Here is an 18,301-nt window from a genome sequence, read left to right on the forward strand (position 1 = left end):
CCCACCACACCAAGGAGAGAACACCCATGAAGATCGCCGGCGCCCCCATTTCCTGGGGTGTGTGTGAGGTGCCCGGCTGGGGCCACCAGCTACCCGCCGACCGGGTGCTCGCCGAGATGGGCGAGGCCGGTCTGACCGCGACCGAACTCGGCCCGGACGGATTCCTGCCCACCGACCCTGGTGAGCTGACCGCGCTGCTCGACGGCGCCGGGCTGTCGTGTGTGGGCGGGTTCGTGCCGGTGCTGCTGCACGACGCCGATCATGACCCGGCCGAGGACCTGGCTGGACCGCTGGCCTCCCTGGCCGCCGCCGGCGCCGGGGTGGTGGTGCTGGCCGCGGCGACCGGTTCCGACGGTTACGACCAGCGGCCGGAACTCGACGATCGGCAGTGGGCCACGCTGCTGGCCAACCTGGACCGGCTCGCGCGGATCGCCGCCGATCGCGGGCTGCGCGCCGTGCTGCACCCGCATGTCGGCACCATGGTGGAGAACCGCGCCGAGGTGAGCCGGGTGCTCGACGGATCCGATATCGCCCTGTGCCTGGACACCGGGCACCTGCTGATCGGCGGCACCGACCCGCTGGCGCTCGCCCGCGAGGTGCCCGGACGCATCACCCACGCCCACCTCAAGGACGTCGACGCCGCGCTCGCGGCCCGGGTGCAGTCCGGTGAGCTCACCTACACCCAGGCGGTGGCCCAGGGCATGTACGTCCCGCTCGGCGCCGGCGACGTGGACATCGCCGGAATCATCGAGGCGTTGGAGGACAACGGTTTCGACGGCTGGTACGTGATGGAGCAGGACACCATCCTGGCCGGCGATCCCGACGGCGAAGGCCCGCTGGCCGACGTTCGGGCCAGCGTCGACTTCCTGCGCCGGCTCGGTTCCGAAGTCCCGGCCTAGACATGACACTGCGCATCGGGGTGCTGGGCGCGTCCCGCATCGCCGAGTCCGCGATCGTCGGGCCGGCCGAGGAACTGGGCCACCGGCTGGTGGCGGTGGCCGCCCGGGATCCCCGCCGGGCCGCGGCGTTCGCCGAGAAGTACGGCGTCGAGCGGGTGCTGGGCGGCTACGACGAGGTGATCGCCGATCCGGACGTCGACGTCGTCTACAACCCGCTGGCCAACGCGCTGCACGCGCTGTGGAACCTGGCCGCCGTCGCGGCCGGCAAGCCGGTGCTCAGCGAAAAGCCCTACGCCCGAAACGAATCCGAGGCCCGCGAGGTCGCCGAGGCGTCGGCGTTGGCCGGCGTTCCGGTCATCGAGGCGTTCCACTACCTGTACCACCCGGTCACCCGCCGGCTGTTGGAGCTGATCGGCGCCGGCGACCTTGGTGAACTGCGCGAGGTGACGGTGAGCATGGAGATGCCGGCGCCGACGGACGACGATCCGCGCTGGTCCTACGAACTGGCCGGCGGCGCGCTGATGGACCTCGGTTGCTACGGACTGCATTTCATCCGCCGGGTGGCCGCGCTGACCGGCGCCGAACCGGTGATCACCGCGGCCCGCGCCGTCGAGCGCTCCCCCGGCGTGGACGCCGACGCCACGGTTGAGCTGGCCGTCGGCGACGCGCGCGCGGTCAGTGTCAACAGCATGACCGCCGATGACTACCGGTTCGGCATCACCGTGGTCGGCAGCCGCGGCCGGGCGTTCGCCCACGACTTCATCCGGCCGAATCTCGACGACCGGGTCACCATCACCACCGACACCGGGACCACCGTCGAGCGATTGGGAACGCGCAGTTCCTACAGCTATCAGCTGGAGGCCTTCGCCGCTCACGTCCAACACGGCGCGCCGCTGCCCGTCGACGGCGCGGACGCGGTCGCCAATATGGCGTTGGTCGACGCGGCCTACCGCGCCGCCGGCCTGCCGCCCCGCTGACACCCATTGCAATAGGAGAAACCCATGCACGACTTCGACCTCGCCGTCTGCGCCGAGATGGTGTTCACCGATCTCGACTTCCTCGATCGGGTGCGCCGCATCGACGAACTCGGCTTCGCGGTGGAGATCTGGAGCTTCGCCGACAAGGACCTGGAGGCGTTGGCCGCCACCGGGGCCGGGTTCTCCTCCATGACCGGCTACCTGCACGGCGACCTGTATGACGCCGAGGGCGCCCGGGAAGTCGTCCGCACCGCCGCCGAGGCGGTGAAAGCGGCTGCGGTGCTGGGGGTTCCACGGCTGGTGGTGCATCCGGGCGAACTGGTCGACGGGCAGGCGGCCCGCCCGCAGCGTCGCGCCACCGCCGAGATGTGGTTCGCCGCGCAACGTGGACTCGCCGAGCTCGGCGAGCTGGGCGCGGCCGCCGGCGTGACGTTCTGCCTGGAGAACCTCAACACCAAGCTCGACCACCCGGGAGTGCCGCTGGCCCGGGCCAAGGACACCCTGGCGCTCGTCGAGGCGGTCGGGCATCCGCACGTCAAGATGATGCTGGATCTGTATCACGCGCAGATCGGCGAGGGCGACCTGATCACCCTGGTCCGCCGCTGCGGCGACGCGATCGGCGAGGTCCAGGTGGCCGATGTGCCCGGGCGCTGCGAGCCCGGCACCGGCGAGATCCACTACCCGGCGATCGCGCAGGCGCTGCGCGCGGCGGGCTACCGCGGGACCGTCGGGATGGAGGCGTTCGCCGCCGGCGACAGCGTCACCGCGCTCAAGGCGTTCCGCGCCGCGTTCAACGGCTGAGCACGCGCCGGGCTATTTGCGGCCCAGCTCGTGCGACAGCGCCTCCAGTTCGTCGCCGCCGGCCATCTGCTGGGTGAGCGCCTCCAGCGTGATCTCGTCGTAAGTGCAGTCCAGCTTCTGCCGGCCTCGGTTGAGCAGCACGAAGTGGTCACCGACCATGTGCGCGTGGTGCGGGTTGTGCGTGATGAAGATGACGCCGAAACCCTGCTCCTTGGCGGCGGTGATGTAGCGCAGCACCATGCCGGACTGTTTGACGCCGAGCGCGGCGGTGGGCTCGTCGAGAATCAGCACCCGGGCCCCGAAGAACACCGCCCGCGCGATCGCCACGCACTGGCGCTGGCCGCCGGACAACGAGCCGATCGGCGCGTCCACGTCGGGCAGGTCGATGCCCATCTTGTGCAGTTCGGTGATGGTCGTCGCGCGCATCCCGTTGATGTCCAGCGACCACGGGAACGACGCCTTGCGCAACTCGTTGCCGAGGAAGAAGTTGCGCCACACCGGCATCAGCGGGACCACGGCGAGGTCCTGGTACACCGTGGCGATGCCCTTGTTCAGCGCGTCCTTGGGCGATTCGAAGACCGTCGGCACGCCGTCGACGAGCACTTCGCCCTCACTCGGCTTGTGCAGCCCGGCGATGATCTTGATCAAGGTGGATTTGCCGGCGCCGTTGTCGCCGAGCACGCCGGTGACCTGGCCGGCGCCGACGCGCAGGTTGATGTCCTTGAGCGCGATGATGTTTCCGTAGCTCTTGCCCGCATTGCGCAGTTCGATCAGCGGCGCGTCCCCGCCGGCTGCGGCGTCGGCGGTGGGGGCCTGCTCGGTGGTGGTCATGCGCCGACTCCTATCGCTTGGCCGCGTAGTTGCGGAAGGCGTTGTTGGCGATGACCGCGAACAGCAGCATCGCGCCGAGGAAGAACTTGAACCAGTCCGGGTTCCACCCGGCGTAGACGATGCCCTGGTTGGTCATGCCGAAAATGAACGCGCCGATCAGCGTTCCGATCGCGGTGCCGTAGCCGCCGGTGAGCAGGCAGCCGCCGATGACTGCGGCGATGATGTAGAAGAACTCGTTGCCCACACCCTGGCCGGACTGAATCGTGTTGAACGAGAACAACAGATGCATGCCGACGAACCAGGCGCAGAACCCCACGACCATGAACAGGCCGATCTTGACCTTGGTCACCGGGACGCCGACGGCGCGGGCGCTGTCCTGGTTGCCGCCGACGGCGAAGATCCAGTTGCCGATTCGGGTGTGGAACAGCACGTAGGTGGCGATGGCGACGAACAGGATCCACCACAGCACGGTGACCTTCACCCCGACCGGGCCGAGCGGGATGGTGGAGGCGAACACCGCCTTGCCGGAGTCGAAGCCCTCCATATCCGACACGCTCGGCGTGGCGACCTGGCCGGAGATCAGTTTGGTGACCGCGAGATTCGCGCCGGCAAGCATGAAGAAGGTGCTCAGCGTGATCAGGAACGACGGGATCTTGGTGCGCATCACCATGTATCCGTTGAAGGCCCCGACGGCCAGCGAGACGATCAGCGCCAGCGCCGCCCCCACCCACAGATTGAGGTGCAGGTTGTAGGCCAGCATCGAGGCGGCCAGCGAGCTGGTGGTGACCGCGACGCCGGCGGACAGGTCGAACTCGCCGCCGATCATCAGCAGGCCCACCCCGACGGCCATGATGCCGATGGTGGAGCTGGCGTAGAGCACGGTGGCGATGGCGTCCGGCGAGCGGAACGGCGGCGCGACCGCCAGGAACAGCAGCAGGATGGCCAGTGCGCCGACCAGCGCGCCCATCTCCGGGCGAATCAGCAAGCGCTGCAGCTTGTTCTGTTCTTTGACGCGTTCGTCGTGGACGACCTTGCGGTCGGCCAGCGCGGCTTCGGCCTCGGCAGTCATCTGTTGGGTCTCCGTTCTTCGGCGATCAGCGGGTGCCGGCGCGCGCGTACTCGGCGACCGCGTCGATGTTGGAACTGTCGATGAACTGCGGACCGGTCAGCGTGGGCTGGTTTCCGCCGATGACGTTGCGGTTGTTGAGGTACAGCCACAGCGAGTCGACGGCCAGGTAACCCTGCAGGAACGGCTGCTGGTCCACGGCCCACTGCACCGAGCCGTCCTCGATGGCGTCGACGAGCTGGGCGTTGGTGTCGAAGGTGGCGACCTTGGCGTCGCTGCCGGCGTTGCGCACCGAGGTGACCGCGGTCAGCGCGAACGGGGCGCCCAGGGTCAGCACGTGGTCGATCCCGCGGTCCTGCTGCAGTTTCGCGGTGATCGTCGACTCGACCGACGGCATGTCCTTGCCGTTGACGTTGAGCGTCTCGGTTGCCGGGAAGGTGTTCTGCACGCCGCGGCAGCGGGCCTCCAGGTCGACGTGGCCCTGTTCCTGGATGACGCAGATGATCTTCTTGGCGCCGTCGGCCTGCAGTCGGCGGCCGGCCTCCTGGCCGGCGATGTAACCGTCCTGGCCGAAGTACTCCAGCACGCCCATGTCCCGCCAGGCGTCCTGCCCGGCGTTAAAGGCCACCACCGGGATGCCCTTGGCGGTGGCGTTGCTGACCGCGGGCTTCATGGCGTCCGGCTTGGCCAGCGTGACGGCGATGCCGGCCACCCCACTGTCGACCATGGACTGCACATGGTTGGCCTGGTTGGGCGCTTCCGGATCCGAGGAGTACAGCAGCTCGATGTTGTCCTTCTTGGCGGCGGTCTCCGCGCCCTTGCGAACCAGGTCCCAGAACGAGTCGCCGGGCGCCTCATGGGTGATCATCGCGATCTTGACCCGCGGGGTGTCCGCCGTGCCGGCGCCCATCCCGTCGCCGCCGGTGTCGCGGGGCTTGCCGCCGGTCGCCGAACAGGCCGCCAGCCCGACGGTCAGCGTGGCCACCGCGGCGATCACCGACCATTTCCCCACACCGCGCCGCGCCGCACTGCTCCGCTGATCTGACATCGCCACTCCTCGTCGCCGGCTACCGCCACTCACCTACTCGGTGACATGATGTAACGCGCCTCACACCGAGATGTCAATAGTTTGTCCAGACATTAGGACTTGTGACCCGCCTGCATCCGACGCGGTAGGCCCGCTGCGCAAAGCCTCCGCAGGCTCCGGCTTTGCTTGCGACCTACCGGTTGAACAAGGTGGTGTCGAAGTAGTACCGGGACGCGCGGTAGCAGTGCGAGCCGAACTCGACCGCCCGACCGGAATCGTCGAAGGCCGTGCGGGCCATGGTCAACAACGGCGCCCCGGCCCGTTCGCCGAGCAGTTTCGCCTCCGGCTTGGTGGCGCTGCGGGCGCCGATCCGCTGTCGCGCCAGCCGGATGTTCACCCCGCGGGACCGCAACGACTGATAGAGCCCCGCGGACTCCAGCTCGTCGGCGTCCGGAGCGATCTCTACCGGCAGATAGTTGGCCATCAACGCCAGCGGCTCGCCCTCGGCCCGGCGCAGCCGACGGATGGCCACCACTTCGCGGTCGGCGCCCAGATTCAGTTCGGCGGCCACGTCGTCGTCGGCGTTACAGACCCGGTACTCCAGCAGGTCGGTGGTCGGCGATTTGCCGGTTCTGGCCAGATCGTCGAACAGACTGGTCAGCTCCACCCGGCGGTGCACCGGATTCTGCACCACCTGGGTCCCGACGCCGCGCTTGCGGACCAGCAGGCCCTTGTCCACGACTTCCTGGATGGCCCGCCGGGTGGTCGGCCGGGACAGCGACAGCCGCTTGGCCAGCGCCAGCTCGTTCTCGAAGCGATCCCCCGGGGCCAGCTCACCGGTCCGGATCGCGCCCTCAATCGCTTGTGCCAGTTGGTAATACAGCGGCACCGGACTGGACCGGTCGAGTTCAACCGAGAGGTTCACCGACGACTCCGATCGCGACGAAAGCAGAGACAAAGCGGGCATCATGTTACCCCACAAAGAGCTTAAGACCGATTGTCCTGACAAACTATTGACATCGGTGATTGCGCGGGGCAAGGTTTCGACAAGACCCAGCCACGCAGGAGACAACCGTGCCCACAAACCCGTCACTCGACGCGCTTGCCATCGGCCGGTGCGGCGTCGACGTCTATCCGCTGCAGACCGGAGTCGGACTCGAAGAGGTCGAATCCTTCGGCAAGTTCCTCGGCGGCAGCGCCGCCAATGTCGCGGTGGCCGCCGCCCGGCTCGGCAACCGGACCGGGTTGATCTCCGGTGTCGGCGGCGACCCGTTCGGCCGCTATGTGCGCGCCGAACTGGCCCGGCTCGGGGTGGACAACTCCGCGGTGCACATCTACCCGGAGCTGCCCACCCCGGTCACCTTCTGCGAGATCTTCCCGCCGGACGACTTCCCGCTGTACTTCTACCGCCGACCGGTGGCCCCGGACCTGCAGGTGCGCCCCGATCAGATCGACGCCGACGCGGTGCGCTCGACGCGGCTGTTCTGGGCGACCGTCACCGGCCTGTCCGAAGAACCCAGTCGCGCCGCCCATTTCGCCGCCTGGGAGGCCCGCAATGCCGACGGCCGCGCTCCCCTGACCGTCCTCGACCTTGACTACCGACCGATGTTCTGGGACTCCCCCGCCGCGGCCACCGAGCAGATCCAGCGCGCCCTGACCCAGGTCACCGTGGCCGTCGGCAACCGCGAGGAATGCGAGGTCGCCGTCGGCGAGCGGCATCCCAGTCGGGCCGCCGACGCGCTGCTGGACCTGGGCGTGGAGTTGGCAATCGTCAAGCAGGGCCCCCGCGGCGTGCTGGGCAAGACCCGGCGCAGCTCCGTCACGGTCCCGCCGAACCTGGTCGACGTCGTCAACGGCCTCGGCGCGGGCGACGCCTTCGGCGGCAGCCTGATCCACGGCCTGCTGCACGGCTGGCCGCTGGAGAAGACGCTGCGCTACGCCAACGCCGCCGGCGCCATCGTGGCCTCCCGGCTGGAGTGCTCGACGGCGATGCCGACCGCGGCCGAGGTCGCCGAGCTGGCCGACCGCAGCGCCGAGGAGGCCGTCAATGTCTGAGTCGACCGACCTCGCCCCGCGCTGCCGCAGCTACGCCGATATCACCGAACTGCGCGCCACCAACCCGGCCGCCATCGCGGCGGCCTGGGACGCCCGCACCACCCGGCCCACCGTGCGCGGCGACGGCCAGCTCATGATCGTCGCCGCCGACCATCCGGCCCGCGGCGCGCTGGCCGCCGGATCCCGGCCCACCGCCATGAACAGCCGGATCGAGCTGCTGGACCGGCTGCGCACCGCGCTGGCCGATCCGGGCGTCGACGGGGTGCTGGCCACCGCCGACATCCTCGACGACCTGCTGTTGCTGGGCGCGCTGGAGGACAAGGTGGTGTTCTCCTCGCTGAACCGCGGCGGGCTGGCCGGTGCGAGCTTCGAGCTCGACGACCGGATGACCGCGGCGACCGCGGCCGCGACCGCCGCCGCCCATCTCAACGGCGGCAAGATGCTGGTCCGGATCGACCTGGAGGACCCGGGCACCGTCGCGACCATGGCCGCATGCGCCCAGGCCGTCGACGAGCTGGCCGCGCACGGCCTGATCGCCATGCTGGAGCCGTTCCTGTCCAACCGGATCGACGGCAAGGTGCGCAACGACCTGTCCCCCGACGCGGTGATCAAGAGCGTGCACATCGTCCAGGGCCTCGGCGCGACGTCGGCCTACACCTGGATGAAACTCCCGGTCGTCGACGAGATGGAGCGGGTGATGGAGTCCACCACCCTGCCCACCCTGCTGCTCGGCGGCGACCCCGCCGACCCCGACGAGGCGATGGCCGGATGGCAGCGCGCGCTGACCCTGCCCGCCGTCCGCGGCCTGATCGTCGGCCGCACCCTGCTCTACCCGCCCGACGACGACGTCGCCGCCGCGGTCGCCAACGCGGTGGCGATGGTGCGCTGATGAACAGCGAGCTCTACGTCCCGGCGGGCAGTGCGCAGGCGCCCCACACGGTGAACGTGACCCCGGAGTCGGCGGGCTGGGCCGAGTCCAGTCTGCAGGTGGTCGACCTCGGCGACGGCGGTGAGATCCCGCTGGACACCGGCGGCGACGAGGTGATGATCCTGCCGCTGGCCGGTGGCGGTGAAATCACTTGCGGTGGTGAGTCGTTCACGCTGACGCCACGCTCCTCGGTGTTTGACGGGCCCGCCGATATGCTCTACCTCGGCATCGGTCAGAGCTACACGCTGAAAGGGTTCGGACGGATCGCGATCTGCGGCGCCCGCGCCACGCGATCATTCCCGAACCGCCGGGTGGCGGCCGCCGACGTGTCCGTCGAGCTGCGCGGCGCCGGCAACTGCAGCCGGCAGGTGCACAACTTCGGCACCGCCACCACCTTCGAAGCGGACTCGCTGATCGCCTGCGAGGTCATCACCCCCGGCGGCAACTGGTCGAGCTACCCCGCCCACAAGCACGACGAGAACACCGCTGACGAGACCCAGCTGGAAGAGATCTACTACTTCGAGATCGCCGACAGCCCCGCCGGCACACCGGGATTCGGCTACCACCGGGTCTACGGCACTCCGGAGCGCCCGATCGAGGTGCTTGAGGAGGTGCGCAGCGGAGACGTGGTGCTGGTGCCGCACGGTTACCACGGGCCGTCGATCGCCGCGCCGGGCCACCACATGTACTACCTGAACGTGATGGCCGGCTCCGGCCCGGAGCGCGCCTGGCTGATCTGCGACGATCCGAACCACACCTGGCTGCGTGGCAGCTGGGAGCACCAGGACATCGATCCCCGACTGCCGTTCGGCGACCGTTAACCGAGCACTGACACCCAACGAGGAGCACGACGTGGTCTCCACTGCCCCGATGGCCGACCAGAAAGTTCCCGACGATGAAGCCACCGTCCGGCTCACCGTCGCGCAGGCGACCGTCCGTTTCCTGGCCAACCAGTACGTCGAACGAGACGGCAACCGGCACAAGTTCTTCGCCGGTTGCTTCGGCATCTTCGGGCACGGCAATGTGGCCGGCGTCGGGCAGGCGCTGCTGCAGGACGAGGTCGAGGCGCTCGACGCCTGCCGCGAACCGGGCCTGCGCTATGTGCTGGGCCGCAACGAGCAGGCCATGGTGCACACCGCCGTCGGGTTCGCCCGCCAGAGCGACCGGCTGCAGGCCTGGGCGGTGACCGCAAGCGTCGGTCCGGGCGCCACCAATATGCTCACCGGCGCGGCGCTGGCCACCATCAATCGCCTACCGGTGCTGCTGCTCCCGTCGGACACCTTCGCCACCCGCGCTCCGTCCCCGGTGCTGCAAGAGCTTGAGTTGCCCAGCAGCGGCGACGTCACCGTCAACGACGCCTTCAAACCGCTGTCCCGCTATTTCGACCGGGTGTGGCGGCCCGAACAACTGCCGGCTGCGCTGCTGGGGGCGATGCGGGTGCTGACCGACCCGGCAGAGACCGGCGCGGCGACGATCGCCCTTCCCCAGGATGTGCAGGCCGAGGCCTTCGACTGGCCGGTGTCGCTGTTCGACGAACGCACCTGGCATATCCGGCGCCCGCCGGCTGAACGCTCGGTGGTGTCCCGGGCCGCCGAGATCATCCGCTCCGCGCAGCGCCCGCTGATCGTGGCCGGCGGCGGTGTCATCTACTCCGGGGCGACGGCCGAATTGGACGCGTTCGCGGCCCGCACCGGGATCCCGGTGTGCGAAACCCAGGCCGGCAAGGGATCGCTGCAGTTCGACCACCCGCAGGCGGTCGGCGCCGTCGGCTCCACCGGGACCACCGCGGCGAACGCGCTGGCCGCCGACGCGGACCTGATCATCGGGATCGGCACCCGCTACAGCGATTTCACCTCCGCTTCGCGGACCGCGTTCAACAACCCCGACGTCCGCTTCGTCAACGTCAACGTGGCGTCCATGGATTCGGTCAAGCAGGGCGGACTGAGCGTGGTCGCCGACGCCCGGGAAACTCTGCAGACCCTGTCGGTGCTGATGGGCGATTACACCGTCAGCGATGAATACCACAAGCGGGCAACGGATTTGATCCGGGAGTGGAACTCCACCGTGGACGAGGTGTTCCAAACGACCGGCGGTGAGCCGCTGAATCAGAATCAGGTGATCGGCCTGGTGAACAGCTGCTCAGACGCCACCGACGTGGTGGTGTGCGCGGCCGGTTCGATGCCCGGGGACCTGCACAAGCTGTGGCGTCCGCGAGACCGCAAGAACTATCACGTGGAGTACGGTTACTCCTGTATGGGCTACGAGATCGCCGGCGGCATCGGCGTGCGGATGGCCGCGCCGGAACGCGACGTCTTCATCATGGTCGGCGACGGCTCCTACCTGATGATGGCCACCGAGATCGCCACCGCCGTGCAGGAGGGCGTCAAGGTGATCCCGGTGCTGGTGCAGAACCACGGCTTCGCTTCCATTGGTGGGCTATCGGAATCCCTTGGCTCGCAACGGTTCGGCACCGCCTATCGGTATCGGGGAGCGGACGGCCGGCTCGACGGGGACTACCTGCCGGTCGACCTGGCCACCAATGCCGCCAGTCTGGGCGCCGACGTGATCCGGGTGAGCACCGCCGAGCAGTTCACCGACGCGGTCCGGGCGGCCAAGGCAGCCGAGAACACCACCGTGATCTATGTCGAGACCGACCCGATGGTGTTCGCCCCGGACAGCCAATCCTGGTGGGACGTCCCGGTGTCACAGGTCTCCAGCCTGGAATCCACCAAGGAGGCCTACCGGCGTTACGCGGACTGGAAGAAGGTCCAGCGGCCGCTGGTCCGGCCTTCCGACCGCTGATCTACCCGAACCGAACGAAAGAACTTGTGATGAGCAGCATTCTGGTTGGTTCCGCGCCCGACTCTTGGGGCGTGTGGTTCCCCGACAATCCGCAGCAGACTCCCTACACGCGCTTTCTCGACGAGGTCGCCGCGTCCGGGTACCAGTGGATCGAACTGGGCCCCTACGGCTACCTGCCCACCGATCCCGCCCGATTGACCGAGGAGCTCGACAGCCGCGGCCTGAAGCTCTCTGCGGGAACAGTTTTCGAGCACCTGCACCAGGACGACTCCTGGGACGCCGTGTGGTCGCAGATCGAGGACGTCGCCAAACTCACCGCCGCTGTCGGCGGCAGCCACGTCGTCGTCATCCCGGAGATGTGGCGCGACCCGGCCACCGGCGCGACGCTGGAACCCCGTGACCTCACCGACGAGCAGTGGCTGCGCAAGACCCGCGGGATGAACGAACTCGGCAAGGCCATGTTCGAGACCTACGGGGTTCGCGCCCAGTACCACCCGCACGCCGACTCCCACGTCGACACCGAGGAGAACGTCTACCGCTTCCTGGACGGCACCGACGGTGAATATGTGAACCTGTGCCTGGACACCGGCCACATCGCCTACTGCGGCGGGGACAACCTGGCCATCATCGAGCGCGCGCCGGAGCGCATCGGCTACCTGCACCTCAAGCAGGTCGACCCGGAGGTGCGCGCCAAGGTCGAGGCTGAGGATCTGCCGTTCGGCGAAGCGGTGAAGCTGGGCGCCATGACCGAACCGCCGCTGGGCATTCCGGAGATGCCGCCGCTGCTGGAGGCGATCGACCGGCTGAACATCGACGTGTTCGCGATCGTCGAACAGGATATGTATCCCTGCTCGCCGGATGCCCCGCTGCCGATCGCCAAGCGCACCCGCAACTACCTGGGCGGCTGCGGGGTCGGCGCCGTCCGGTTCTGACGAGCGGTGCAGTTCCGCGAGGAAGAACCGGCGTGTGAACACCGTCCGGTTCTGACGAGCGGGACGGCACACGCGGGTCCCTTACGAACGGTCGCTTGCTGCCGAATTTTCTCATAGAACTCTCAATCCACAGGGCCCGCTTTCCGTTGTCTCGCAACGGAACTTGTCGGTGGCGAGGTATAGCGTTTTGGGTATGAGCAGCACCGCCTACGCAGACCGGGAGGCGATCTTCGCCGCCCTCGCGCAGGCCGAAACCGCTCACCGCGTCTTGGCTTCGGCGTCCCTCGACGCACTGTCCTCCGAGAAGATTTTGGAGGTGCTCGCCCGCCGGGAAGCCCTCGCCTGGCGGGCCCCGGCGGCCGACCACCGACTGCTGGCGCGGTTGGTCGCCGACGGCAATCCGGGGGTGTTGGGCGCGGCGAACCTGACCCTCGTGTTGGAGGAGCGTTTGCGGATCTCCCGCGGCGCGGCACGGCGCCGGCTGGCCGAAGCCGCTGACCTCGGGCCCCGGGTCGCGTTGGATGGGCAACCCCTGGAACCGGTCATGCCGACTGTCGCCCAAGGGGTCGCGGACGGGGTGATCGGCCCGGAGCAAGTCGCCATCGTCCGGGACACCTACGCCAAGATCCCCGCCGCGGTGGATCCGGAGACCCGCGCCGATGCCGAGGCGGAGTTGGCCGACCTCGCCGGGAAGTACGGCCCGAACCACCTACAACGCCTGGCCACCGTCCTGCTGATGGTGTTGGATCCCGATGGGGACTTCGCCGATCGCCGCCGGGCCGCCAAACGCGGCCTGAGTGTGGGTGTCCAGACCCGTGACGGGATGCGCAACCTCCGCGCCAGCCTCACCCCCGAAGCCTGGGCCACCCTAGAACCCATCCTGGAGAAACTCGCCGCACCCGGCATGTGCAACCCCGACGACGAACACCCGTGTGTCTCCGGAACACCGTCAGAGGAACAAATCCAAGGGGACAAGCGGACCGTGTCGCAACGCAACCACGACGCCCTCGTCGCGGCGATGCGGGCACTGCTGGCCTCCGGGGAGCTGGGTCAGCACAACGGACTACCCGTCACGGTGATTGTCACGACGACGTTGGCGGAGTTGAACACCGCCGCCCACGGCGGGGCGCCTGCCGACCTGGGGGCAGCGCCGATCACCGATCCGGTTGTGACGGTGATGGGCCCCGGCGCCCCGATCGCCAACCCGTCTGTCGGCCAAGCCCCGGCCTGCTACGTGCCCGCCGCGTTGACCGGCTGGGCGGTCACCGCCGGCGGATCGTTCCTCCCGATGAGCGACCTCCTTCGAATGGCCTCGCATGCCATCCACTACCTCACCGTCTTCGACGGCCACGGCCGGGCACTATGGCTCGGCAGGACCAAGCGACTCGCCAACGCCGACCAACGCATCGTCCTCTACGCCTGAACAACCTTCGGTGATGCACCTATCAGCATCAACCGGAAGGAACAGCACCATGACCGCCACAACCGCACCCGTCGACCTCGGCGACCAGCTCGCCACCGCCTGGGCTGCACTCAAGATCGCCCGCGACAACGCGCCCGCCCAGTTCCGCGACGAGCTCCAGAACGTCATCACCGCGCTGAACACCGTCACCGGCGACATCAACGCATTGGCGTGGTCGCTGGCGTGCCCGATCTGCTCGGCCGGCATCAACGTGCCGTGCCGCTGCGGCTACCGCTTGAACGTCGCGGTGCAGGAGTCGCAGCGATGAGCGACACAACAATCCTGGTCGAGCAGGACGACGACGGCACCAACCGGCTTGAGATCGTGTGCAAGCCGTTCGACCCGGCCGACGCCGACTACGACGGCGAGCTGTTCCTAGGCATCTACTGGGACGGCAAAGAAGAAGCGTTCGGCATCCTCAAACGCGAACACGCGGCCAAGCTGGCAGAACTGCTGACCCGCGACCACTAGCACCACCCAAGCGGCCCCGGACCACCGTCACAGGTGGTCGGGGCCGTTTTTTTGATGCACCCAAACCATGACCCCGCGGACAGTGGCGCTTTCTATCTATCGCGTTTTCCACACCACCGCACCGGTTCACGCCGCCAGGAAGTTCTCGGCACTTTCGCGGAGATTCTTGGGTTTTTTCGAGCGGGGAGAGATCCCTGACTACCGCCGGGGTCAGGGTGGGGGGTGGTTAAAAAATCGGCCCCGACCCGGGGGAATGAAGGAAGCCCAGGTCGGGGCCGATTCGTTTCCGGGGGCCGAGTCACCAGTCCCCAGGTCTTTAGTCGAGCCAGCCCGACAGCAGTTCAGCGGCGGCGTCGGTCAGTTGCTCGGCCAGCTTGTCGCAGTCCTGCTGCCACCCGTCGATTCTGGGCTGCCCGTCGTAGTCGGGAAGCCCAGAGCCGTAGCGGGGATCGGTCATCAGCCGGGGTCGACGACGGTGACGGCCAGGGCTGAGCCGGTCAGCCCTTGTCCAATGGCGGTGTGGTGCAGCCAGCTCCCGAAGGACGCGCTGCCGTCCTTGGGGTCGATGGCGGTTGCCGACCCGACCGGCGATGCGAACGCCATGAAGGACTGTGGGTCGAACACGGTGATTCGGCCGGCGGTCGCGGTGGTCGCGGGGTACAGCCGGGCACCGGCGAACCGGGTGGTGATGCTCCCGGCGTCGGGGCCGTTGGCGGGGGCCACGTCTTGCAGCTTGGCGATGGCGGCGACCGTGCCGACGAGGACCAGCTCGGACACGTCGCGCATGGTGTTGGCGGCGACGGCCAGGATGGTCTGCCGCACGTTGCCCGCAACGTCGGCGTTGTAGGCAATCGGTGAGCCGGTGATGGCGGCCTCAATATCGGCCACGGCCTTCTTGTCGATATCGCGGGCGATGGCGATGGCGTGCGCGTTGACGATGCCCGAAAGGCTGGTGAACTCGCTGGCGGCGGCTGAGACCTGAGTCCAGCGCCCGTAGCGCAGCGCCGTCAGTGGCAGATCGACCACGCCGTCGAACTCGGTGTGCGCGGCCGACTCTGCGACACCGACAGCGGCGCTCGGCAGGGTGAACGTCGGCATGACGGCTTGCACGCCGGTCAGCGCGTCGACGGGGATGCCGGCGAACCGGATCAGGTGGTTGGGTTCGCGGGCGGCGAGCTGGCCCCAGGCGGTCGCGCCACCGATGGAGCTGGTTGCGGCGCCGTTGACCTGCACCATGCCGCGGGTCTCGGTCACGCTGAAGGTTTCGCCGGCGCGCAGCGCTTCGACGTGGCGGCGAATGTTGTCCGGTGAGACCAGCAGGCTCGGGCAGCCGGTGAGCTGTCCGGGGCCGGCCGGGCCGGGGCGCTCCCGGGCGCGCAGCTCGCCCTCGTGAATGGCCTTGGCGCGTTCGTGGATCTTCTCGGCGTCAGCGATGAGCCCGTCGAACTCGGTCTGCTCGGCCGCGGTGAGGTCTCGGTTTGCGTCTACGCCGCGCTGGGCGATGGCTTGGGCCTGGGCGATGATGCCGGCTCGGCGTGCCATCAATTCATTGGGAAGGTAGTCCTGCATATTGGCTCCCTTTCTCGGAGTCGTCGTGGGAAACGATTGGCGCACCGCGATTGCGGTGTGCGGACTCCGGTGCGGGTGGCGCTGCCGGCGATATTCGGTTAGCGGTCTCGCCGCGGGGTGAGGTTGGCTCTGCCGGTCGCGGGTACTGCCGTCGTGCACTTCGATTCTACCCGTCCTCGGGCAGCTCTCCGAGGTCGCGGCCGGGGCCACCATCGGCCAGCTCGGCCTCGGCCTCGGCCATCCGTCTCGCGATGTCGCGTTCGCCGGCGAAGTGCACCGCTTCGTCGTGGAGCACGTCCGCGGACAGGGTGCGGCCCTTCACCCGCAACGCCTCGGACACGTTCTGTAGCTGGCGGGTGAATGCGGTGAGGCGTTCGTACTCGGTCCAGGTCATGAGTTTTCCTTCTTCCTTGGTCGGGGTTTTGGGTCGTTCAGTCGGCCCGCGACGACACCGCGGGGCCGGTCACGCGGTGGCAGGCCGGACGCCCACTCACCGCACTCTCGTAACGCCGGGCAGGACTCGCACAGGGCGATGGCGGCACCGTGCCGGTAGGCGATCTCGGCCGGGGTCTCGCCAGATTCGGCCGGATCGAACAGCGACCACTGTCCGAGGCAGGCGGCGTCCATCCGCGGGATGCCAAGCAGTGCGCCGAGCAGGTCGGCCGGCGTGCTCATTCGCCAACCTCCCGCAGCCGTGACCGCCGGGCCAGCTCGGCGGTTGTCCACGGCCACCCGTTGCGCCGGTACTTGGCGTGCTCGCGTTCCAGCCAAGCGGAGTACGCCACCGTCACATCGCACTCGACGGTCGACCACGCCGACGCGGCCAGGAGCTGCTCATGGGTCGGCACCGCGCCGAGCTCGCCGGGCAGGAAGTCGCCGAGCCGGTCGGCCAGCCGCCACAGGGTCGCCCGGCTGGCGTCGGGCAGGTCGCGCCACATGGTCGCCATGTCGTCAGTCACGCGGCACCACCTGACGCCGCGCACTCGGCGCAGCAGCCGCGGGCGATGGACTCGGCGCGCACCAGTTCGACGCCACAACCGCAGTGGTTCGGCGTTGCGGGGGTGGCTTGGGATTTATCCGCTACATCCGCTCCACCCGCTCCAGAACCCGGGGCCGATGGCGCGGATGTAGCGGATGTAGCGGATACGTCAGGGACGTACCGCGACCACGCATCGGCGAACTGCGCGGCGGTGTAACCACGGACACCACGGACCCCGGCGTGGAGCTTGGATCCGATGCCGTACTTATTGAGCCGCTGCGCCAGGCCGCGACTGTCGAGCGGTTCGCCGCGCCGGATGGTCGGCCAGGGTGCCTCATCCATCCCGTTCAGCCCAGAGAGCAGTTGTTCGGTGGTGAGCTGGTCGACCTTGGCCGTGGTGAACACGGTTCGGATGTCGCGCAGCAGTAGCACGCCGATACTGGGGGCGCGTTCCTTCGATGCCGCTACAAGCGCTACAGCCGCTTCTCGCGCACGCTTGGGCCAGCCACCGCCAGCCAGGTCCGCGACCGCCAGCAGTGCTTCCCACACGTCGGCGTCACGGTCTACAACTTGTGTGGGGATCTCCGGCCAGAAGTCGCCAGCCATCCGCTCGGTGACGGCGTCGGACACTGACCAGGCGGCCAGGCGTTCGCGCAGCCGATGCGCCTCCGGGTGGTTGACCCGAGGCCGCCACGGTTCGACGTGCTCACCGGGCGCTCGGCGGCGCATCCGCACCACCACCGAGCGGGTCATGATCGTGTCGGGCAGGTCGTCCAATCCGGCCAGCATCACCGCGCAGTAGGCCGGCAGTTCTTCGGTCTCGACAACCTTGCCGCGCATCACGCACCGACCGGCCATCGCGCCCTTGCGGTGCCCGGCGTTCAACATGCCGCGAATGTCCTCGTTGTCCTTGGCCCGCGGCCCGAACACCGTGTCGACCTCGTCGTAGAGAATCGTCGGGCACCCTTCAGGATCGGACACCTTGCGGAAAAGGTAAGCCGGGCTCGTGTTCACCGCGTGCACCGGCCGCGGCACCAACGGCTCGGTGACCTCCAGGCCGCGGGACTTCCCCGACCCGGGTTCCGGCGACAGGAACGCGATCCGCGGCGTCGACTCCCAGTAGTCCATCAGCCATGCGTGCACGATCCACAGCACATGCGCGGTCAGCGCGTGCCCGGTGGGATAGACGACGAACCGGGCCAGGAACGTTGCGATGGCGTCGAGCAGGTCGGCCCCGCCAGCGTCGGGGGTGGCGGGCACCAGCTCGTCGGGGCCGTGCCCGGCCGCCACATGGTCAGCCATGTCCTTGCCAACTGCCGCGACCATGACGGTGGTTGACGCGGCGATGCCGGCCAGTTGTTCGGCGACCTGGGCAGCGTGCTTGCGGCCCGGCTCGTCGTTGTCGGCGACGATGACCACCCGGCGACCCTGTAGCGGCGACCAGTCGAACAGGTGCGCTTTGCCCGCGCCCATCGCCGAGCACGTCGCGGCCAACCCGATGG

21 protein-coding genes are annotated in these 18,301 nt (G+C 68.7%); 11 read left to right on the forward strand and 10 right to left on the reverse strand.

The window, feature by feature from the left end; translation table 11 throughout:
• Nucleotides 1-26: 26 nt before the first annotated feature.
• Genes L2Z93_RS12465 through L2Z93_RS12475 form a run of 3 tightly spaced genes read left to right on the forward strand, consistent with a single transcriptional unit; the run spans nucleotide 27 to nucleotide 2,677 of the window.
• Nucleotides 27-899: a sugar phosphate isomerase/epimerase family protein gene (locus L2Z93_RS12465; protein WP_090591568.1), complete on the forward strand. Its 873-nt coding sequence runs from the start codon at nucleotides 27-29 to the stop codon at nucleotides 897-899.
• A 2-nt stretch (nucleotides 900-901) separates the two neighbouring features.
• Nucleotides 902-1,876 (forward strand): Gfo/Idh/MocA family protein, encoded by a 975-nt coding sequence (locus L2Z93_RS12470; protein ID WP_090591564.1) that lies wholly within the window; start codon nucleotides 902-904, stop codon nucleotides 1,874-1,876.
• A gap of 24 nt (nucleotides 1,877-1,900) precedes the next feature.
• A complete protein-coding gene (locus tag L2Z93_RS12475) occupies nucleotides 1,901-2,677 on the forward strand; it encodes a TIM barrel protein (protein ID WP_090591560.1) in 777 nt (258 codons plus the stop codon).
• A gap of 12 nt (nucleotides 2,678-2,689) precedes the next feature.
• Here L2Z93_RS12475 and L2Z93_RS12480 read toward each other — a convergent pair whose 3' ends face one another.
• The 4 genes from L2Z93_RS12480 to L2Z93_RS12495 form a co-directional block, all read right to left on the reverse strand.
• Nucleotides 2,690-3,508: an ATP-binding cassette domain-containing protein gene (locus L2Z93_RS12480; protein ID WP_090591556.1), complete on the reverse strand. Its 819-nt coding sequence runs from the start codon at nucleotides 3,506-3,508 to the stop codon at nucleotides 2,690-2,692.
• Between the two features lie 10 nt (nucleotides 3,509-3,518).
• Complete coding sequence (locus L2Z93_RS12485; RefSeq protein WP_090591549.1) at nucleotides 3,519-4,577, reverse strand: ABC transporter permease; 1,059 nt, start codon at nucleotides 4,575-4,577, stop codon at nucleotides 3,519-3,521.
• 25 nt (nucleotides 4,578-4,602) lie between these two features.
• Nucleotides 4,603-5,622, reverse strand: a complete 1,020-nt coding sequence (locus L2Z93_RS12490) for a substrate-binding domain-containing protein (RefSeq protein WP_090591653.1) — start codon at nucleotides 5,620-5,622, stop codon at nucleotides 4,603-4,605.
• A 172-nt stretch (nucleotides 5,623-5,794) separates the two neighbouring features.
• Nucleotides 5,795-6,568, reverse strand: coding sequence for a GntR family transcriptional regulator (locus L2Z93_RS12495; protein ID WP_202971892.1), 774 nt, complete (start codon nucleotides 6,566-6,568; stop codon nucleotides 5,795-5,797).
• A 107-nt stretch (nucleotides 6,569-6,675) separates the two neighbouring features.
• Between L2Z93_RS12495 and iolC the strand changes: the two genes are divergently transcribed.
• From iolC to L2Z93_RS12535, 8 genes are all read left to right on the forward strand, one after another.
• Nucleotides 6,676-7,656, forward strand: a complete 981-nt coding sequence (iolC, locus tag L2Z93_RS12500) for a 5-dehydro-2-deoxygluconokinase (RefSeq protein WP_090591541.1) — start codon at nucleotides 6,676-6,678, stop codon at nucleotides 7,654-7,656.
• On the forward strand, nucleotides 7,649-8,545 hold the full coding sequence (locus L2Z93_RS12505) for a Cgl0159 family (beta/alpha)8-fold protein (RefSeq protein ID WP_090591537.1): 897 nt from the start codon (nucleotides 7,649-7,651) through the stop codon (nucleotides 8,543-8,545). Before iolC ends, L2Z93_RS12505 begins: the two co-directional genes overlap by 8 nt.
• Nucleotides 8,545-9,405 (forward strand): 5-deoxy-glucuronate isomerase, encoded by an 861-nt coding sequence (gene iolB / locus L2Z93_RS12510; protein ID WP_090591529.1) that lies wholly within the window; start codon nucleotides 8,545-8,547, stop codon nucleotides 9,403-9,405. Before L2Z93_RS12505 ends, iolB begins: the two co-directional genes overlap by 1 nt.
• Before the next feature lie 31 nt (nucleotides 9,406-9,436).
• Nucleotides 9,437-11,386, forward strand: a complete 1,950-nt coding sequence (iolD, locus tag L2Z93_RS12515) for a 3D-(3,5/4)-trihydroxycyclohexane-1,2-dione acylhydrolase (decyclizing) (protein ID WP_090591525.1) — start codon at nucleotides 9,437-9,439, stop codon at nucleotides 11,384-11,386.
• Nucleotides 11,387-11,415: 29 nt separating this feature from the next.
• Nucleotides 11,416-12,318, forward strand: a complete 903-nt coding sequence (locus tag L2Z93_RS12520) for a sugar phosphate isomerase/epimerase family protein (RefSeq protein ID WP_090591521.1) — start codon at nucleotides 11,416-11,418, stop codon at nucleotides 12,316-12,318.
• A gap of 193 nt (nucleotides 12,319-12,511) precedes the next feature.
• The gene (locus L2Z93_RS12525; RefSeq protein ID WP_090591518.1) at nucleotides 12,512-13,741 is read left to right on the forward strand and encodes a 13E12 repeat family protein; all 1,230 of its coding nucleotides are present in this window, start codon (nucleotides 12,512-12,514) and stop codon (nucleotides 13,739-13,741) included.
• Nucleotides 13,742-13,790: 49 nt separating this feature from the next.
• Nucleotides 13,791-14,048, forward strand: coding sequence for a hypothetical protein (locus L2Z93_RS12530; RefSeq protein WP_090591514.1), 258 nt, complete (start codon nucleotides 13,791-13,793; stop codon nucleotides 14,046-14,048).
• Nucleotides 14,045-14,251: a hypothetical protein gene (locus tag L2Z93_RS12535; RefSeq protein WP_090591510.1), complete on the forward strand. Its 207-nt coding sequence runs from the start codon at nucleotides 14,045-14,047 to the stop codon at nucleotides 14,249-14,251. The genes L2Z93_RS12530 and L2Z93_RS12535 overlap by 4 nt, the downstream gene beginning before the upstream one ends.
• 316 nt (nucleotides 14,252-14,567) lie before the next feature.
• Here the strand turns inward: L2Z93_RS12535 and L2Z93_RS12540 are convergent, their stop codons facing one another.
• The 6 genes from L2Z93_RS12540 to L2Z93_RS12565 all read right to left on the reverse strand — a co-directional run bounded on the left by L2Z93_RS12540 (nucleotide 14,568) and on the right by L2Z93_RS12565 (nucleotide 18,125).
• Nucleotides 14,568-14,708 carry a hypothetical protein gene (locus tag L2Z93_RS12540; protein WP_162562000.1) on the reverse strand — a complete coding sequence of 47 codons (141 nt, stop codon included), beginning with the start codon at nucleotides 14,706-14,708 and terminating at the stop codon, nucleotides 14,568-14,570.
• Nucleotides 14,708-15,793 carry a hypothetical protein gene (locus L2Z93_RS12545; RefSeq protein ID WP_128111887.1) on the reverse strand — a complete coding sequence of 362 codons (1,086 nt, stop codon included), beginning with the start codon at nucleotides 15,791-15,793 and terminating at the stop codon, nucleotides 14,708-14,710. The genes L2Z93_RS12540 and L2Z93_RS12545 overlap by 1 nt, the downstream gene beginning before the upstream one ends.
• Nucleotides 15,794-15,986: 193 nt before the next feature.
• Nucleotides 15,987-16,214, reverse strand: coding sequence for a hypothetical protein (locus L2Z93_RS12550; protein ID WP_090591503.1), 228 nt, complete (start codon nucleotides 16,212-16,214; stop codon nucleotides 15,987-15,989).
• On the reverse strand, nucleotides 16,211-16,495 hold the full coding sequence (locus L2Z93_RS12555) for a hypothetical protein (protein ID WP_090591498.1): 285 nt from the start codon (nucleotides 16,493-16,495) through the stop codon (nucleotides 16,211-16,213). The genes L2Z93_RS12550 and L2Z93_RS12555 overlap by 4 nt, the downstream gene beginning before the upstream one ends.
• Complete coding sequence (locus L2Z93_RS12560) at nucleotides 16,492-16,779, reverse strand: hypothetical protein (protein WP_128111886.1); 288 nt, start codon at nucleotides 16,777-16,779, stop codon at nucleotides 16,492-16,494. Before L2Z93_RS12560 ends, L2Z93_RS12555 begins: the two co-directional genes overlap by 4 nt.
• Nucleotides 16,776-18,125 carry a DUF3631 domain-containing protein gene (locus L2Z93_RS12565; RefSeq protein WP_370745906.1) on the reverse strand — a complete coding sequence of 450 codons (1,350 nt, stop codon included), beginning with the start codon at nucleotides 18,123-18,125 and terminating at the stop codon, nucleotides 16,776-16,778. Before L2Z93_RS12565 ends, L2Z93_RS12560 begins: the two co-directional genes overlap by 4 nt.
• Nucleotides 18,126-18,301 lie beyond the last annotated feature (176 nt).

The organism is Mycolicibacterium brumae, from assembly GCF_025215495.1.
GTDB lineage: Bacteria > Actinomycetota > Actinomycetes > Mycobacteriales > Mycobacteriaceae > Mycobacterium > Mycobacterium brumae.

Excerpts from the sequence above, each read along its gene's own strand:
- L2Z93_RS12465 (WP_090591568.1), top strand. The coding sequence starts at position 27 with ATGAAGATCGCCGGCGCCCCCATTTCCTGGGGTGTGTGTGAGGTGCCC.
- L2Z93_RS12470 (WP_090591564.1), top strand. The coding sequence starts at position 902 with ATGACACTGCGCATCGGGGTGCTGGGCGCGTCCCGCATCGCCGAGTCC.
- L2Z93_RS12475 (WP_090591560.1), top strand. The coding sequence starts at position 1,901 with ATGCACGACTTCGACCTCGCCGTCTGCGCCGAGATGGTGTTCACCGAT.
- L2Z93_RS12480 (WP_090591556.1), bottom strand. The coding sequence starts at position 3,508 with ATGACCACCACCGAGCAGGCCCCCACCGCCGACGCCGCAGCCGGCGGG.
- L2Z93_RS12485 (WP_090591549.1), bottom strand. The coding sequence starts at position 4,577 with ATGACTGCCGAGGCCGAAGCCGCGCTGGCCGACCGCAAGGTCGTCCAC.
- L2Z93_RS12490 (WP_090591653.1), bottom strand. The coding sequence starts at position 5,622 with ATGTCAGATCAGCGGAGCAGTGCGGCGCGGCGCGGTGTGGGGAAATGG.
- L2Z93_RS12495 (WP_202971892.1), bottom strand. The coding sequence starts at position 6,568 with ATGCCCGCTTTGTCTCTGCTTTCGTCGCGATCGGAGTCGTCGGTGAAC.
- L2Z93_RS12505 (WP_090591537.1), top strand. The coding sequence starts at position 7,649 with ATGTCTGAGTCGACCGACCTCGCCCCGCGCTGCCGCAGCTACGCCGAT.
- iolB (WP_090591529.1), top strand. The coding sequence starts at position 8,545 with ATGAACAGCGAGCTCTACGTCCCGGCGGGCAGTGCGCAGGCGCCCCAC.
- L2Z93_RS12520 (WP_090591521.1), top strand. The coding sequence starts at position 11,416 with ATGAGCAGCATTCTGGTTGGTTCCGCGCCCGACTCTTGGGGCGTGTGG.
- L2Z93_RS12525 (WP_090591518.1), top strand. The coding sequence starts at position 12,512 with ATGAGCAGCACCGCCTACGCAGACCGGGAGGCGATCTTCGCCGCCCTC.
- L2Z93_RS12530 (WP_090591514.1), top strand. The coding sequence starts at position 13,791 with ATGACCGCCACAACCGCACCCGTCGACCTCGGCGACCAGCTCGCCACC.
- L2Z93_RS12535 (WP_090591510.1), top strand. The coding sequence starts at position 14,045 with ATGAGCGACACAACAATCCTGGTCGAGCAGGACGACGACGGCACCAAC.
- L2Z93_RS12540 (WP_162562000.1), bottom strand. The coding sequence starts at position 14,708 with ATGACCGATCCCCGCTACGGCTCTGGGCTTCCCGACTACGACGGGCAG.
- L2Z93_RS12545 (WP_128111887.1), bottom strand. The coding sequence starts at position 15,793 with ATGGCACGCCGAGCCGGCATCATCGCCCAGGCCCAAGCCATCGCCCAG.
- L2Z93_RS12550 (WP_090591503.1), bottom strand. The coding sequence starts at position 16,214 with ATGACCTGGACCGAGTACGAACGCCTCACCGCATTCACCCGCCAGCTA.
- L2Z93_RS12555 (WP_090591498.1), bottom strand. The coding sequence starts at position 16,495 with ATGAGCACGCCGGCCGACCTGCTCGGCGCACTGCTTGGCATCCCGCGG.
- L2Z93_RS12565 (WP_370745906.1), bottom strand. The coding sequence starts at position 18,125 with ATGGTCGCGGCAGTTGGCAAGGACATGGCTGACCATGTGGCGGCCGGG.